This is a genomic window from Paenibacillus sp. FSL P4-0184 (genome assembly GCF_038004625.1).
Classification (GTDB): Bacteria; Bacillota; Bacilli; order Paenibacillales; family Paenibacillaceae; genus Paenibacillus_AQ.
In genome coordinates this window covers 4482663-4500170 of the sequence record NZ_JBBORN010000001.1, presented here as the reverse complement: position 1 = coordinate 4500170, position 17508 = coordinate 4482663, and the positions used below count along the sequence as shown (strand labels likewise).

Genomic DNA, 17508 nt, shown 5'->3' with positions numbered 1-17508 from the left:
GATATTTGCGTACTTCTAGAGTTATCGATGCCTAATTTAATCACGAATACTCCAAGCAAAAAATAGATGACTAGCATTACGATAATACTCAACTTATCTCCACTCCCCTCTTTATCGTTTGATTCTTAAAAGATGTAGTTAGTGATAGCGTAATTATCCCTATGATACCATAATAAGGGTGTTTGATTAACGCATGAGAACTTGTTGCTAACTTGACAAAAGATCTGCATTTTCGATAGTATAGATAATACCTTGATTATCAAGATATTCGATTTGTGAGGGTATTTTTAAACCTGAACAATTTAAACTGAAAAGAGGGACCACAATGGCAGTACTTATTCTATACGCTACAAAATCAGGGGCAACAGAGCAATGCGCAAAGGTATTATCAGAAGAGCTTCCTCAGAGTAAGATCTGTAATATTGAAATAGAGAAGCCAAGTCTTGAGGCATTTGATAGCATTATTTTAGGTGCTGGAGTAAGAGACGAGAAAATATATAAAGCGATTCGTGATTTTATCAAAAAAAATAAAGATGAGTTACTAAATAAGAAGATGGGCTACTATATTTGTAACGAAAAACCAAAGACTACGGAGGAATTAATTGAGAAGAATTTCCCAGATGATTTAAAAAAAGCTGCGGTTTGCATCGAATCCTTTGGCGGTTATAAAGCCTATAAGGCTCCCAAAGAAGGTACTGATCAGCTCAAGGGGATTTTTGTAGATAAAATAAAAGAGTTTTCTAAGAATTTTAAATAGGGAATATAGAATTTTCTAATAAAAATCCTGTTATCCAGATATATTATCTGGATAACAGGATCTTTTTTAATAAAATATACTTAAATGGTTTATTACTACTTGATTGTCAATTCAAACTTCGCACCCACATCGCTTACAAATACAATCTTCCCGTTATTCGGAAGTTTAACTTTCGTAAGACCACTGACAGTAGAGAAATTTACACACACACCATTCGCATCATAGACAGCAAAGGAACCTTTAGGTGGTAGCCCTACTGTCATCAACTTGCCTGATGCTGTCTCAGGTACTTCATACCATCTCGCATATCCATCTGCTTGAATGGTTACCAATGATTGCGGGCCGGCATAGATAGGTTTAATGGCATCCTGCGTTATAAATAATTGGTTTCCAATCTTGAGATACTCCACGCCCTCTTTATTTTCAAAAACAATATCCGCAAGATCGCGCCCACCTAAAGTTGGAATTTGCACGGTCATTTCAGCTTTATTCGGCCCAGTTATTTTATTTGAGCCCATATAGCCCGGTGCATCAGGGAACATAGCAATTCCAGCTACTGGCATACTCATGTAAAATTGTGAGCTATACTTCTCACTGACATCAAAATACAATTTCCCTTGACGCTGCTGCCAAGCTGATAAGATCTCATTGGATAAAGCGTTTGCCTCTAGCTTTTCAGCTGAATATTGAGAAAGAGCAGTCTCACCAAGCCCTGGAATGACCCCGTACCCTTGAATCCAAAGGTAGACACGACCATTGCTTTCCTTCACAAAGCTGACTTTATTAGTACCCGTTTCATCTAAGAATTCACCGTTTGTATTATACGAAAATTTCTGAGCTGGAAATGTAGGTGCCATAATCGAAGATACACTTAATTCCCCAGCTTTACTAATCTCTATCTTCATCAGTTGTGTAGAATCAGCATAGACACCAGCATAATCCAGCAATTCCTGCGGCATAACCTCTTTGTTCGAAGCTTTAAATGTAGGTGTAGGTTTTCGTTCCTTGATAACTCCCTTTTCTTGTAGCGCACTGAGCAATATTTCGTTAGCAAGCATCTGATCGGTTGTGCTATCCCCACCAGAAGATACCACAGCTGCTGCCATCTTCTGATCAGGCAATACAACAAGTGAAGTATGATACAGAGTTGTATCCCCACCCTTTGTCAGAGCTTTGATCTCGTACTGATTGAATGGATATAAATTTACACTGTCCCAGCCCAATCCATACGCAAACGAATTATCTTTTCCTTTTGGCCACATTCCACGCTTGTACTCCTCTTGCTCCATCGCTTTTACTGATTTTTCTGACAGAATTTCTTTCGATCCTCCAGTGAAAATAGTTGCAAACCGCACCAAATCTTCAGCCGTAGAATAGATGCCCCCTGTTCCAATCACGTTAATCGTCTCTTGGGGTAAAGCGGCAGGATAGGTAGCATTGTATACACTTGCCAGCTGTCTAGAATCCACAGAATCTAGTGGCGTTTTCGTATGCCCAAGCCCTAAAGGACCTGTAAAATTCTGATGGATGAATGTAGTGAAGTCCATTCCACTGACTTTCTCAACAATCAACTCCGCCAGCGTAAATCCATCATTACAATATACTGAGTAGGCTCCTGGATCTGCCTTTAGGCGTTGAGTTGTCAAAGTCGCCAGCAAATTATCTTTGGCGATAGAATCAGAATCATTGAATAAGAAAGAGTTTGATAAGTTCGAACCCCCAAGACCTGATGAATGATTCAGCAGCATTCGTACGGTGATTTGCTTATAACGTGAATCTTCCATCGTAAAATGATTCAGATACGATACGACAGGTGCATCCAAATCTACCTTTCCTTGATCAACGAGCTTCATAATAGAAGCGGTCGTATACATTTTACTCGTCGAGCCAATTCCATACATCGTTGTAGTGCTTGGTGCTGTCTTGCTCTCCACATGGCTGTATCCAGCTGTGCCGCTCATAACGATATTATCGCCATCGATAAGAGCATATTGGAGACTTGTCGTTCCTATCTTTTCCGTTAAGAATGCTGCCTTCTCTGCCGCGACCTTCTGAGTGTTCACATATGTTTGTGTTTTGCTACTATCCGCTGCTAGTGCATTCGTAGGAAGATAAACTACTAAAAGTAAAGATACCATCAACAGGGATATTATTTTCTTCATCATACATTCCCTCCCACTCTGAATTTTCCATTCCTATAAAGGGTAATTTATCCATATAAGAATGTAAAGGACGTTTATATCATTATCTAATCCATTAATTCTACTTTGTCTCCGATTCTGATTTCCCCTGTCTTAACTACAGAAGCGTACACTCCGAAGTGTAGTTCAAATTCTTGGTTTAGTTTTTTCAATAATTTAGGGTCTCTTTCCTGACTATCTGGGTCCATCGTGATAACCATACATCTCTCACAAAAACTATCTACCTGTAGCTGAACATCTCCTATGGAGAGCTGCCGCCCGATCCAATCCCCTTCGAAAAGAGATTCATCGCTTAGAGCTATAACAAAGTTCCCACGAAACCGTCGCTGATCTAAGGAATGTCCCCACGCAGCCTCTAGCTTCTTCAAACTAGCATCCGTGATGAGTAAAATACTGGCGCCATCCACCGATAACAATTGCGGGTGCTCTGGCTGTGGATGTGAAGCTTTTATACTAGACATGGTAATTCGCGTTTTAGTTTGGCTTTGGATTTCTTCCAATAAATGCTCATCCCACCCAAAGGTTCGTCCATCCGATGCCCTTACATGAATTTCTCCATTGATAAATTGCGCTTGGTAAGTAAGCATTTTAGGATTATTTCTAGCCGTAAAATACCGCCACCAGCCCTCTTTTGACTCATCATAAAAGGCACAGAAGCGATCCCCTAACATTCCATACGGTTCTATCACACAGCTTTCCAATCGTTCACCTGCAAATGACTTGACTGGATAGCGATTAATTTCTCTGATTTCACCAACGATTGATTGCACGGTACAACCCCTCCACTTTCTAAAAATACAACATATCCTTTAATTCTACCTGAAATCGTTTGACTCTTGCACCCTTATTTTCACAATAACACATAGCTATTTCGAACGATTCTCGATCACATAAAAATTTATATATTTTACTTGAATATATGTTTTATACTATGACTATTACATATAGTGGAAAGAATATGAGAGGTGAATAGCAGTGCGGTCCAATGAATTCCAAAGTTTTGATTTTTCTTTTACACATGCTGTAATTGGAATGGCTCTAGTTTCGTTAGATGGAACGTTCCTAAAATGGAATTCAGCCCTAAGTACCCTATTGGGATATGATCATAACGAGTTAATAACACCTTCACCATCCGTCCGAACCCTTCTAAGTCAAATCCATGAAATTGCTGAGCTTGGAAGGTCTCTTTCCTCTATGAACATCCATCCGCATCGATTCCAACAGGACTACTACCTACCAACCGGACAGCTGTTATCAATAGAGATCTCCATATCTATCGTTTCGGGAGCTAATGGTGCACCCCTATATTATTTTACTCAATTTGAGAACAAGACCTTGATCAGGCATATAGAAACTCAGCTGCAAGAAGCGGAAAGCAGTCTACTAGAAAAAGATAAATCATTCCTGCAACTCCTGGAGGGATTACCTCTGATCGTTGTTATTACAGCAAAAGGGATTATTCAGTATGTGAATTCAGCGGGCTTACAGTTAATCCATGCGGAGAGCCTGAATCAATTGGTGGGTACATCCACTACTAATATTGTAGACCTTACCAATCATGCAATCCTCCAAGAACGAAGGGAAAGATATTATAGTGGTGACACGATTGGCTCTGTTTGCTACTTAATTAATTGCTTAAATGGTCAGCAGAAATTTGTGGATGGATTCACATTACCGATTATCTTCAATGGAAACATGGCATTTATCGGAATATTTAAAGATGTCTCTCAGCAAATGCTGGAAGAAGAACGGCTAATCCAATCCGAGAAATTATCTACCGCAGGGCAATTAGCAGCTGGAATCGCGCATGAAATCAGAAATCCGCTTACCGCCATTAACGGCTTTATGAAGCTGCTTCGCTCTTCCGAGCGCATGAATGATAAATATTTTTTCATTATTGAGTCAGAATTGAAACGCATCGAATTTATCGTCAACGAGCTGCTGGTTTTATCCAAGCCACAAACGACACATGTCAGTAAACCAGTGGATTTATTATCTTTACTAGAACAAGTCACCACACTAATGAATGGACAAGCTGCACTGAAAAACCTTCAGATCCTCCCTGTCTGTACAGATCACTCCATATGGATCCATGGTGAGGCTTATCAGCTGAAACAGGTATTTATTAATTTACTTAAAAATGCGATGGAAGCCATGAATAGTGGAGGAAATATATATATTCACGTGCTTACAAATGAAAGCGAAGCCCGAATCAGCGTGCAAGATGAAGGTTGCGGGATGACAGAGGAACAGATTAAAGCACTTGGTAAACCATTTTATACGACAAAAGAAACAGGAACAGGCCTTGGATTTATGATCACGCAGAATATTGTACATAATCATGGCGGAGCGATCACTGTAGAAAGTGTTCCTGAGCAAGGCACTACATTTACGGTAACCATTCCAAAAATTTTAGAGCCAGAGGAAGCTGCGGTATAGCATATGAAGTGCCGCAATGAATGATCCTTATTCATACTAGTATCCATACCTTCGTAGTGAGGTTCCGCTTAACGGACCATATTGCACTTATTCCCTAATAACAAACCCATTCACGGGTAATTTGGGGAGAATAACGGTGCTGGCTCGTTTACGTTACCGGCGGCACCTTGTATTCGGTTTTTCGCATACATTGGGCTCGTTAACGATACTGTCGGCATATTGTATTCGGTTTTTCGCATACATTCGGCTCGTTTACGTTACCGGCGGCACATTGTATTCAGTTTTTCGCATATATTCTGCTCGTTTAGGTTACGGCGGCACATTGTATTCGGTTTTTCGCATACATTTGGCTCGTTAACGATACTGTCGGCACATTGTATTCGGTTTTTCGCATACATTCGGCTCGTTTACGTTACCGGCGGCACATTGTATTCGGTTTTTCGCATACATTTGGCTCGTTTATGTTACCGTCAGCACATTGTATTCGGTTTTTCGCATACATTCGGCTCGTTTACGTTATCGTCAGCACATTGTATTCGGTTTTTCGCATACATTCTGCTCGTTTACGTTACGGCGGCACATTGTATTCGGTTTTTCGCATACATTCGGCTCGTTTACGTTACCGGCGGCACATTGTATTCGGTTTTTCGCATACATTTCTCCGCAGTCTCGAAATTTTATTAATTCTATTATAGTAAGCATATACGCCTTCGGCGTCCTTTAAGGCCGGTAAGCGTTATAAGCGAGAAAGATAAAGATAATGTATAACGAAAAAGAAGCTCCAGCAGCATTATGCTACTAAGCTTCTTTCATTATTGATACAAGGGATCAAAAAAGCGAAACAGGAATGAGCTTTCTTCCTCCCTTGACTAGGGTGGATTCTAACATATCCCCTTTAACACCTCCGAAATAGAGCTGCCAGTACACACCAAAGCGAACGCTAACGTCATTCTTCACTAGCTCCGGTGGCGTTACAATCAGCCACTGAAATTTAAGAGCCTTAGAAATTTCAAATACGGGATCAAGCACATTATTAGATACCATTTCTCCAAAAGGATTGTCATATAAAAAGACCGTCCATCCTTTGTTCTCACGATTCACACGTTTATGCGTCATGATCATCATGGCTACCAGTAGCTGTACAGATTGACGCTGTCCACCGCTGCCGACAGCCTCATCCAGCGCACCCCGATTGATGATCTCCCAGTCGGAATAATGGTAGTCTTCCGGAGCGGCGTAGAGGAAGTAATTTTCCGTTACTGGTTTATATACCTGAAGAATCGGGAAGCGATTCTGAAGCGCCGCATAGACGATTCGCCCGTCATTAATAACCTCTTTGATTACTAATGCTGGTACTTGTTCAATCTTTGGATATTTTGAGAGCAATTCATGGATACACCGATTGAAATAGTCGCTGACCATCGGCTCTACCTCATCGCTAGATCTCGGTATATTGATATTCTTATAATTCAGGCGTACCAGCGGGAAGGCATAATTATTCTCATTATGAATAATCATCCGACGTTCCATTCGCTTCATAATATCAATGATTTGTACTACACGATAAGAAGCACGGGCTACCCACATCTTGCGGGACAGATCCATATCCTCCTTATCGCTTTGAATGCTCTCAATCTGATCGCGTGAACTACGTAACATCGAATCTAGAACTTGCTGAGCAATAGCGAAGTTATCCCAATGAACCGTATTTAAACGATCTAGAATCTTGGTCTCCAGTTCAGAATTCCGTTCGTTTTTGGCAAGTTTTCCGGTTAATGAATTTTTCTCTTCCTTCACCTTTCTGGAGACCTCGTCCCGTCTAACTCGGCTATCCTTAATACGAAGAAGCCAGTCAGCAACCAGTGACTCACAGCCTTCTCTTACGCTCAGCATTAATTCTTCTGGCACAGTCCGTAGATTGACCCGATCCTCAATATGTGCATTCATGATCTTGATTTGATTGGATAACGTCTGAATAAGCGCATCCATTCTTTCCAAAGATCGTTTACACTGGTTAAGCATGAGCTCATTCTCTTGGGAACGCTCCTGAATGTCCGCCTCTTTTTGCTCGAGTTGCTCATTCCAAATTTCCACGGCACGCTCATGTTTCTCTTTGATTCCTTTTTCTACCTTACGCAATTCCTTCTGCAAATTCTCCAATTCGGTCTGGCAACGGATGAAAGAATCGTGAACCATCTGATAGTCTTCTTCCAGTGAAGCAGTTTCCGACTTTTGACGGTTTCTTGCAGCCATAATGGATTCAGTAGATTCAGCAGGCTCTGTTACCTTCCGCCAATTCTCATCCACTTGATTCAGGCTGGCTTCAAGCTCCATTAGATTCTCGCTCGCCGCTTTAATCTGGGCGGCTCTTGTTCGAATTTCAAGCTCATTCTCCGTCAGCGATTGCTGCAGACTTTCAACGGTACTGAGCTGCTGCAACAGAAGGTTCTGCTCTACGGGATCTATTGGTGTGGGTTCCATATCATCCGAAAGCTGATGATATGTCGGAAATACAATTTCAGGGAACCAATGCTGCAGTCTAGGAAACAGAGCATACTTGGCATCTCCCATCCATTTCTCGCGCTCTCCGCCAAGACTTACCATTTGCGCTTCAAGATGCTCGAGTTGCTGGTCCTTACTCGCAAGCTCTTTGCTCACTAGACTCTTACGATCTGTATACTTTTTCTTCTCCTTTTGATCCTGCTCATGTTTCTTCGAACGTTCAATCCAACCTTGCAACGCTGCTGCTCTCTGCTCATGCTCTGCACTAAGCACCTTATTCTCGATAAGTTCACGACCGATCCGAGCAAGCGTGCTCTCGTTCTCATTAATCTCGCTGCTCAGACTGATAATGCTCTGCTGAAGTTCACTTTGCAGTTTCATAAGGGTATTGCGTTTGGCTGTAATCGTCACAGTGTTCTCTGTTTGATATAACCGCTCATATTCCTGACGCACAGATTTCAACTTCGATAAATAAGCCTCCGCGTCCTGAAGCACTTGTTCTTGCTCCTTAAGCTTCGCCTGAATACCGCTCTTAAAGTTTAAGAACCGATCTGGCTCCAGTACCATTTGTGGGCCTTGGTTAGCTAGAAGCTTAAAAGATACTGGATCTGAAGCTGCCATCTCTTCACGGATAAAGATAGGCACCGCTGATTTCAGCAGTGTGTCCTTCAGCAAATCCGGTTTAATTTTATCAGCTTCGCGCCGGGTAACAATCAGACTATAAGGAAGGAGTGGATGGCGCTCTAGTTCTTCCTCACGTTCAAGGTATGGACGATCATTTAAATAGGAACTGCCCGGTGTGGATTGAATCTTGAGCGAATCGAGTGTATCCTTGACCGCGAGAATATCTGAATTCGGCAGCCAGTAGGATTGATTCTGAAGTTCCACGTCCATAAGCTGATTGTAGTACTCTCGTCTGGAACGTTTTGTCTGCTGCTCCACTTCATCCATTTTTCGGATAAATCGTAGTTGAATCGTATCCTGCTCTTCAAAAAGGCCAGTAGCTCCCAAACGATTATGTTCATCAAACATTTCCAGTAGAACAACAATCTGTGACCATAATTGTGATTCTTTATAGGTCTGCGAATCAAGCAGTGCCCCGAGCTCGTCTACCTCTCGTTCATAAGAGCGATGCTTCTCGCTGAGTTCTGCGTGATTCTTATGCAGTGCCAGCTTTCGGTTCTCTGCCTCTTTATGCTGTTCGTCTAGCACTTCCATATCCAGAAGTATCGTTTTGGCAGCTGAAATCGTACGTTGAAGCGCCGCCACCGGAGCATGTGCAGCGTCCTGACCATGCTGAGCTGCGAATGTTCCGAGTTCTTCTGTATATTGACGGATAGATAGCGTCAATTCATTAATCTGGATATCCAGGCCTGCTAACTCCAACAGGAAGCTCTCCCGCTCCTTGCGCAGACCTTTTTCTTCAGTCGTCAGTGCTCGCTCAGCGTTTCCAAATCCTCTGATCGTTTGTTGCCAGAGGCTTGACACCACATCCCATTGTTTACGAAGCTTTTCTTTAGCCGTCTGAATGACCTCTTGACGTTCTTTCATCTCCAGAGATCCTTCGATCGCTTGAATTTCTTTCTGCCATTGCTCAATTTGTCGTGTGTGGAGCATACGTTTAGCTAAGAAATGAGCCACTTCAAGCTTTTTCTCCTGAGTCTTGGAATCGTCCAACCGTCCACGTGCACGTCTCTGATCATCACTAAGCTTTTTGAACTCTTCTTGTTTCAGTTCCATTTCTTCCTTGCTGCTCAAATACTTTAGATTGTCTGTCTCAAATCGCAATTGCTTCGCATCCTGATAACGCCCCGCCAGTTCATTACCAACCTTACTTCGCTCTTCTTCCGCATTTCTCTGTTCTTCATGAATAACCGTAAAGATCTGACGCCCACGAAGTTCCGTTTCTTGAACAACACTCTCTGCCTCTACTCCTAGCTTCACCAGCTCGTATAAAGGTGCAGCCATGCCAAGAAACTCTGTATAGACCTGTTCCCGCTGTTCAAGCATCGGTAGACGTTGAGCTACTGTCGCCGTGTCAATAAACATCCGCTGCAGCGTATTGTCTTCTTCTTTGGGTCCCTCATTTAGACTGGAGCCGATCTCAGGGATAATTAGCTTTTCGAATAAGTTATGGTTGGTAAAGGCGTCATTCTTCTTAAAATAACCTTTAATACCGCCCTCTTCCCCATTGATCCGCCGCATATTGCGCCACTCGGCGATATGGATATCCCGGGTAGCCAGGAAATCATAATATCTTTTTAAATCCGAGCTATGGCTACCGAAAGGTACAATTTCTCCCCGCCGATCTCGTATAAATTGCTGGATCGTTTCAAAACTCGTAGGTTCAGCAGTCTCTTCATCGAAGAGTGGCAACGTCGAAAGGGTGAGTTCAGACGCATCGCCATAATCCGTAAGTGCGTATAGAAGGTAATCCACTTTAATATCCTGCTGATCCAGTGAGTTATGTGCCGTCATAGCAATACCAGTCGTCATATATTCATTACGCTCATTGTTGTCCAGATGCCATTCGATAGCTACATGAAAGGTATAAGGTTTAAGTTGTTTTTTATGATTATGAAAAAATGCTTCCACCTGGTTCTCACTGTCTTTTCCCCATGGCGTTTTGGGCATTAATAACTGAAATATGGATTGCAGCAGTACGCCCTTCCCGCCACCATTCATTAGCGTAATAAGCGTATTGCTTGGCCCCTCTTCGTTACAGAGGTCCAGAATCATATCATCATATTTCTTGAGCATTTTCTCATATTTAAGTCCCGTAATCCGTATGCGTTCAATCCGCGGCATTAATAGCACCGTCTTTCTCAGCTAAAGTTCGTCCGATGAGCTTCTTCAATTCCTGATACCGGTCAACATCATGATATAAATACCGCATTCTCTCATAAAGCTCTTCCCGTGGGAATATCCGCTTCTCTGACTCCGAGATGAACACGAGCTTCTCCTCTTCCAGGAGCTTCATGCCTTCATGAATCAGCCCAATTCGTGAGCCTGCGCCTCTTGTCAGAAGATCGCTCTCTTCCTGACTCTTAGTTTGCATATAGAGGTTAGTCCACACCTTCGACATCGCTTGGATATCTAAGCGCCACTGCTGACTAAACCTACCTTCATCATCCATCTGCATCCATGCTTGGAAAAGTGAAGACACCTGATCGGATATCTGTATATAGGACATACTGTCCTGCCCGGACTTAAAGTGAGTCTCGTCCTGATCCATCTCGGCCAGAAACACAAGGATGATGATATTAATGATATGTAAATGAGTTTTGCGCTCAATTCGTGAGTATTTATTCTTCAACTGGGTAAAGTTGGTGGCGAACACTGACCCGAGTGGATTGACCAACAAATGGAGACGGTGTCCCGAATTCATCACTCGGCAGCCTGCCTCCTTGGCAACATATTGAAGCGCATCATATGTTCCTGCATCCTGCAGGCATTCCGCTGCCGCAGGATCATCGAGAGGGATTACTTTTTTACGAAGTAATTCAAAAAATAGCCGTGAAGCTTGCTGTACCTGTTCTAATGTATAACTCATGCTAGTAACCTCTCACCTCTCCACGATCGTAATAGTATATGGGCTCATGTCTAGACCAGACCAGCGTACCCTTAGGGCTGATTCTTGCGCAATGCTCGTCCGCAATAGCTTGCCGTGCAAGCTCTCCAGTTGAGGATCATCCGCTAGTACGTACCTGATTAGCAGTTGGCATTCATCAGATCCGTTGCTGTTCTCCGGAGCCTGTTCCTGTACTACAATCTCTGAATGAAAAAACTGCACCCACAGATCGACAGCATCTGGTGTGCGTGCCCATCTTGTTAATTCCTCCTCGGTAAAAGCTTCTGTAGTAAACGTAAAGCTCCCTCGCTGGGCTAGTGCACTGAACACAGGCTTCCACAGTTCAACGACTTCCGCCCATGGAATGCCTTTAGGAATATATTGAGCATTCTCAGCATAGAGCTCATCTTCAAGTTCATCTATTACTATATCCGGGATAAAACCAACCTCTTGTTCCTCCCAAGCCCAAGGAAGTGGATAGACAAAATCCTGATTCGGAGCGAACAATCCACCTAGCAGCAGATCAAGACTGTCACCGCTTGGCAGACCCTCTTCTTTAACCCATTCCTCCCATACATGCGTACGAAAATTAAAGCCGGCGGCTCCCCAGAATAGTTCAGGAAAGTTCAATCTTAAGTTGGTCTCCACCTCGAAAATATTCAAGACTATCTCAGCCAGCTCATCGTGTACACGCCTTGAGAGCTCGACTCGTTCAGAAAGAATACGGATCTCATTAAAGTCGATCACATCTTTCTCGTCATTGGCTAGCCGGGCCAGAGAACGATGAATATTATCAAAATGCTTGCGTTCTTCATCGAATTGCTGATGAATTTCTTCAAGTCGCTGATGTCGAGCCACTCCGAATTCACTAAAAATATGCTTCGGGTTACGGCGCAATGCATTCCGGTATTCCTGCTGCTCATGAGTCATCTTCCTAACCCGGGAGATAAGCTCATTCACATCCTGAAGCGCCCTAGTTACACGTCCATGCTTAATATGCATCTGAATCTCGAGCAGCTTGATGCTGATCTGGAACTCTTCGATAATCTCATGACTCATAAAAATAAGCTCCATGGCATACTCGGAGAGACGATAGATTGTTCTGCCGCTCTCTTCCCAGCTACTGCGGGTCGCATCCTCATCCACCATGAAATACTTATATTTCTGCACAGACATTTGCCGAGCCGCATCATCATAATAATAGGATTCGAAATCCCCACCATTTCCGCTCCAGAGCAGGCCGTCTACTAAACGTTCTACGGATTCGGTAGTCCCGAGATTCGCAATATTGAACCGTTCCAATGCAGTCCAAGCCAACGCTATTATATCTTCCTTGGATCTTCTCTCATTGGATTCTAGCTCCAAATAATAGACTTGCAACAAGATGCTTAAAGATACCATTTCTTTGTACGGTTGGATTTCGCCAAGGTTCATCCCAGCCCCCAGATTCCATAGGGGATTCAATCGTTTATTTCGTTCGCCAAAATCCGACCAATTCATCTTTCTGCCATCCTCACCAAATAAAAATAAAACCCGTATACATCCGTATAGGGTTCTGAAGTACGCGAATATATGTTTCTATTATATCAATTCATCGAAGGTTGTGCTATTTATTGTTAAACAAAATAATAGATTCTATACAAGCATTTCTACTCTGCAGAATCTGGAGTACATACCATGCAATACTGCTCTAATGTACTGTTGGGTAAAGGGATAACCTTAACCGTGCGGAATTGATAATGCTCATAGATGGGAAGATTACTTAGCGTCTGTGTCTCTAACGTGCATAATGCATTCTTCTCGCGGCACTCGGCGAGCAGCGGCATCATAATTTTTGATACATATCCTTGCCCACGGTAACGTTCTTGCACTACAAGCATATCCAAATGCATATACTTCTGATCTCCAAACATCGATAACCATAAGGAGCTCATACTGCGCAAAGTGGCTAACCCTCGAATAAATCCTCGCACACCAATGATTCGGCAAATCGGTAAACACTTGAGAATCGCAAGCCCAATTTGTTTCATATAGTTGACGTTCGAAATCAATGTCCCGCTCTGACGCTCCGAATGGAACACCAAGGCGACAGCTTCATAATTTGTTGACGTCGTTAGTAAATCCGAATAAGGATACAACATCTCAATATAACGATGAAAAAAAATGTTTAATACGCGGAGTCTGGTTGTTTCATCAGGCAAAATATGCTGATACAATGGATCATCCTTTGCGAAGGCTTCTGCCAGAACGCTGGCGGCTTTCGGAATGTCCTGCCGATGAATTTTAATTAATGAACTACTAATAGTTCCACCTCATTTAGTTTACTTTCGCGATAGGCTCGGTTAGTGAAGAAGCCATTCAAGAATATTATAACTGGTTCAGTCAAGTCCTCATTTAAGGGGATGAACTTAGATATGGCACGATGGTTCTATTGTCATTTCTTCATTGAATGAGATATGATTAAAAAGATTACAAAAATACTGGGAGGAAAAATGGAAGATATTATACTGTGGCTTAAATACTTGTTTCTAGGGTTTGTTCAAGGGGCAACTGAGCCAATCCCCGTTTCCTCGAGCGGCCATTTAATCATCGCGCAGAAATTGCTAGGCTTAAAACAGAATGGGCTATCATTTGAAATCCTAACAAATACGGCTTCTCTAATTGCGATTTGCTTTATTTTCCGCAAAGATATCGGAAGATTGATCACTGGATTCGTTCAATTTATTCTGACCCGCAAAGAGGAATATAAGTCAGATTTTATGTTCTCTTTGTACATTATCATTGGCACCATGCCTGCGGTTATCGTAGCCTTGTTCTTTAAGGACCAAATTGAGGAGATCTTCTCGTCAGTACACACCGTGTCCATCGCATTGCTGGTAACCGGGGTTGCTTTATGGTTAATTCGTAATCTTCGCGGTCGTAAACAAGATGGGGATTTAAAAGCGAAGGATGCAGTCATAGTCGGACTTGCCCAAGCTGTAGCTCTTATTCCTGGAATAAGTCGCTCAGGCGCAACGGTCATCTCTTCCATTGCTGTGGGAATGAAGCAAGAAACTGCTTTACGCTTTTCTTTTATGCTGTATATTCCAATCAGTCTGGGCGGACTTGTTATGGGTGCATCTGATATTGCCAGTGACCCGAACCGAGCGCAACTAGCAATTCCATACTTAATTGCATTTATCACTACACTAATCGTTACGTATTTTTCTATGCGCTGGTTTATGGGGATTATGGCTAAAGGTAATTTGAAGTACTTCTCTTATTACTGCTTCTTGGCTGGGATACTACTCCTTATCTTCATGTAAGTACATGATTTCAAACAAAAGCCCTCATGACAATCTCTGGGATTACAGAGAGCATGAGGGCTTTTCATCCTATTTTAACAGGGATATTACTTCAACACTCGACCGAATCTTGCCGATCCTAGGGAAAATGGTTTTACACACATAGTCATGCTCTTCTTTCGTAGAAGCAGTCATTGCATCTTCCACAAAAACTTGGTTGTAACCAAGCTGATAAGCTTCTCTAGCTGTCGTATCCACACCGATGGATGTAGAAATACCACACAAGACAATTGTATCTATACCACGACGCCGTAGCTGTAAATCAAGATCCGTTCCGAAGAATGCCCCCCACTGACGTTTAGATATCACATGTGCGTTTTTGAAGTCAGATAATTCAGGCACCAAGGTATCCCAACCTTCTGGAATGGCTCCTGCATTCATCTTCAGATCTGTTTGAGGTCTTAACATATCCTGTCCATCTAACGAGGATACTCTTACAAGTACTACAAATGCCCCCTTTTCCGTGAAGGCTTGAACTAAACTGCTACCTTTCTGAACCACCTGCTCACCTGTATGTGGAGCCTTATTAGGCATGTTAACAATTCCATTTTGCAAGTCGATTACAACCAGCGCCGTTTTCTTTGCATCAATACATTCAGTTTCTGATCTCTTTAAGTCTTCCATTGTCTTCTCTCCCATTTAAGCTTAGTTTTTTATATACTTTAAAATAAACCCAGCCTGCATTTATCAATAGCAAAACACTAGTAATAAAGAATACATCTCGGATCCCAAACCAGGCTGCCACTTGCCCACCTAGAACCGAACCCGCAAATGTGCCAAGATAACCTGCCGACATGTTAAATCCAAATACTCTGCCTGTATGCGCATCTGGTGTTATTTTCTTAACGAGGATATTCACAGAAGGTATTAACCCACCTGCCGCTAATCCTAGTAGAAAACGCAGACCCATTAACTGCCAAGGATTCTGAACAAACGCTTGTGGGATAAACAGAAGTCCTGCCGCTATAAGCGCAACTAGTATAACTTTTTGAGCACCTATTCGGTCAGACAACTTGCCAAGCCTTGGAGCAGCAATGATGTTAGCCAGCCCTGAAGCTGAGAAGGTCATCCCTGCAAGCAGAGCCACATGACTAGCACTCTTGGAGAGCTGAGTAACATATACCGTAATAATTGGTTCTACTGAGTATAAAGCAACAGTTAGAATAAAGAAGGTTAAAAACAAGGTTAGCGTTAGGCTCTTCTCTGGAACACTGCTCCAGACCTCCTTGATACTCAGCGTCTTTTTATCTTCACGATGAAAAGATTCCTTCACGAACAAAGCCGTTGTAATGAAGGCAACCAGCATCAGTCCACCCGTAACAAAAAATGAACTTTGTAAACCCATGCTTTCTGCAATGAAACCACCAATCGTTGGGCCAAGCAAGGCTCCAGCAATACTGGCTGTTGAAAGGGTTCCTAAAGCATATCCTGCATGTTCCTTATCCGTCTGAGTTGCGATTAATGTAGTACAAGCTGTACTATAACCCGTTATTGTGCCCTGTAATAATCTTAGTGCAATTAATACATACACATTAGGTGCAAAACCCATACAGCTGATCACAATCGCCATCCCAAGACTTGCCCGCAAAAGCATTGGTTTCCGTCCGAACCTGTCTGCCGCCAGTCCCCAAATGGGTGAAAATATGGCTGAAACGATAAAGGTAATCCCAAAAGCAATGCCAGAAAACTGAGCAACGGAATCGGCATTATCCACGCCAAGATGCTTAATGTAAAGTGGCAATACTGGCGCAATCTGGCTCATACCTATACCCGTTACAAACATACCAAACCAGCAAACGATCAAATTCCTTTTCCACATGGACATAAAAAAGCCTTCTTTCTGCTAACAATAACAACCTCATGTTAACAGTCAGATTGGCTCTATACCATGCATTATTCTAAAATCCATGGACATTTTTGCTCTGAAATTCCGAAGGGCTGATACCTGTCATTCTTTTGAAAATTCTGCTGAAATAAAATTCATCCGTAAATCCAAGGGTTTGCGCAACCGCTTTGATTTTTATGTCCCCTGCAAGAATCAGCTCTTTCGCTTTATCAATTTTCATTTTATTAAAAAACTCAATGATCGAATAACCTGTAATCTCTTTAAAGACTCGCGATAAATAAGCAGGAGAAAGCTGTACCAAATCTGACAATTCGCTCAAGCTAACTTTCTCATTGATCTTTTGATGCATATAATTAATAATTTTTTCCACCTTTAATGATGTAGCGTAATTTTGACTTTGTTTTTGTGTATTTAAGCTGCTGTAACAAAGTCTTCGCTACAAATTCATACCCTGGCAGCTTAGTATTCCAGCTCTGAATCATTTGTCCGAAGATATCTTCCACTTGATAATAATCCTTCAATTCGGATACAGCTTGCAAATGGAGTGAATCCACATCACCACTAATTCCCCAGTTCTCCTCGTTCATGCTCACCTTCGCATAGTTGAAATGAACGGACAGAAAGCATAAGGGATCTTCAGCATCTATCTCTATTGAATGCTTAACATCTGGAGAAATATAGAATAACATACCAGCTTTAAACGAATGTCGTTTTCGCTCCATCATAAAGCTGCCCTTCCCTCCAGTCACTAAGAGAAGTTCATGATGCTGAAGGGTTCTAACGAGCTTGCTCCAATTTCTCTTGGGGTCGTTGAAGTATCTATAATTACAATATAGTATGTGGAAAAA

Annotated in this window: 13 protein-coding genes; 3 read left to right on the top strand and 10 right to left on the bottom strand. The window is 42.4% G+C overall.

What is annotated here, in order from left to right:
• Window positions 1–325: 325 nt before the first annotated feature.
• Complete coding sequence (locus MKY52_RS19765) at window positions 326–757, top strand: flavodoxin domain-containing protein (protein WP_340971244.1); 432 nt, start codon at window positions 326–328, stop codon at window positions 755–757.
• 95 nt (window positions 758–852) lie between these two features.
• Here the strand turns inward: MKY52_RS19765 and MKY52_RS19760 are convergent, their stop codons facing one another.
• Complete coding sequence (locus MKY52_RS19760; protein ID WP_341052944.1) at window positions 853–2922, bottom strand: serine hydrolase domain-containing protein; 2070 nt, start codon at window positions 2920–2922, stop codon at window positions 853–855.
• Between the two features lie 83 nt (window positions 2923–3005).
• Window positions 3006–3728 (bottom strand): MOSC domain-containing protein, encoded by a 723-nt coding sequence (locus MKY52_RS19755; RefSeq protein ID WP_341052943.1) that lies wholly within the window; start codon window positions 3726–3728, stop codon window positions 3006–3008.
• Window positions 3729–3933: 205 nt separating this feature from the next.
• Here MKY52_RS19755 and MKY52_RS19750 point away from each other — a divergent pair, with 205 nt between their 5' ends.
• Window positions 3934–5397 (top strand): ATP-binding protein, encoded by a 1464-nt coding sequence (locus MKY52_RS19750; protein ID WP_341052942.1) that lies wholly within the window; start codon window positions 3934–3936, stop codon window positions 5395–5397.
• Window positions 5398–6225: 828 nt separating this feature from the next.
• On the opposite strand, the gene MKY52_RS19745 is transcribed toward MKY52_RS19750, so the two are convergent.
• The 4 genes from MKY52_RS19745 to MKY52_RS19730 form a co-directional block, all read right to left on the bottom strand.
• On the bottom strand, window positions 6226–10707 hold the full coding sequence (locus MKY52_RS19745; protein WP_341052941.1) for a hypothetical protein: 4482 nt from the start codon (window positions 10705–10707) through the stop codon (window positions 6226–6228).
• The gene (locus MKY52_RS19740; RefSeq protein ID WP_042189773.1) at window positions 10694–11452 is read right to left on the bottom strand and encodes a DUF6063 family protein; all 759 of its coding nucleotides are present in this window, start codon (window positions 11450–11452) and stop codon (window positions 10694–10696) included. Before MKY52_RS19740 ends, MKY52_RS19745 begins: the two co-directional genes overlap by 14 nt.
• 12 nt (window positions 11453–11464) lie before the next feature.
• A complete protein-coding gene (locus MKY52_RS19735; protein ID WP_341052940.1) occupies window positions 11465–12970 on the bottom strand; it encodes a hypothetical protein in 1506 nt (501 codons plus the stop codon).
• A 149-nt stretch (window positions 12971–13119) separates the two neighbouring features.
• Window positions 13120–13686: a GNAT family N-acetyltransferase gene (locus tag MKY52_RS19730; RefSeq protein WP_341052939.1), complete on the bottom strand. Its 567-nt coding sequence runs from the start codon at window positions 13684–13686 to the stop codon at window positions 13120–13122.
• 276 nt (window positions 13687–13962) lie between these two features.
• Here MKY52_RS19730 and MKY52_RS19725 point away from each other — a divergent pair, with 276 nt between their 5' ends.
• Window positions 13963–14775: an undecaprenyl-diphosphate phosphatase gene (locus MKY52_RS19725; RefSeq protein ID WP_042189788.1), complete on the top strand. Its 813-nt coding sequence runs from the start codon at window positions 13963–13965 to the stop codon at window positions 14773–14775.
• 69 nt (window positions 14776–14844) lie between these two features.
• Here the strand turns inward: MKY52_RS19725 and MKY52_RS19720 are convergent, their stop codons facing one another.
• The 4 genes from MKY52_RS19720 to MKY52_RS19705 form a co-directional block, all read right to left on the bottom strand.
• On the bottom strand, window positions 14845–15438 hold the full coding sequence (locus tag MKY52_RS19720; RefSeq protein ID WP_341052938.1) for a hydrolase: 594 nt from the start codon (window positions 15436–15438) through the stop codon (window positions 14845–14847).
• The gene (locus MKY52_RS19715; RefSeq protein ID WP_341052937.1) at window positions 15410–16639 is read right to left on the bottom strand and encodes a multidrug efflux MFS transporter; all 1230 of its coding nucleotides are present in this window, start codon (window positions 16637–16639) and stop codon (window positions 15410–15412) included. Before MKY52_RS19715 ends, MKY52_RS19720 begins: the two co-directional genes overlap by 29 nt.
• Window positions 16640–16712: 73 nt before the next feature.
• On the bottom strand, window positions 16713–17009 hold the full coding sequence (locus tag MKY52_RS19710) for a helix-turn-helix domain-containing protein (RefSeq protein ID WP_341052936.1): 297 nt from the start codon (window positions 17007–17009) through the stop codon (window positions 16713–16715).
• Between the two features lie 4 nt (window positions 17010–17013).
• The gene (locus MKY52_RS19705) at window positions 17014–17385 is read right to left on the bottom strand and encodes an AraC family ligand binding domain-containing protein (protein ID WP_341052935.1); all 372 of its coding nucleotides are present in this window, start codon (window positions 17383–17385) and stop codon (window positions 17014–17016) included.
• Between the last annotated feature and the right edge of the window lie 123 nt (window positions 17386–17508).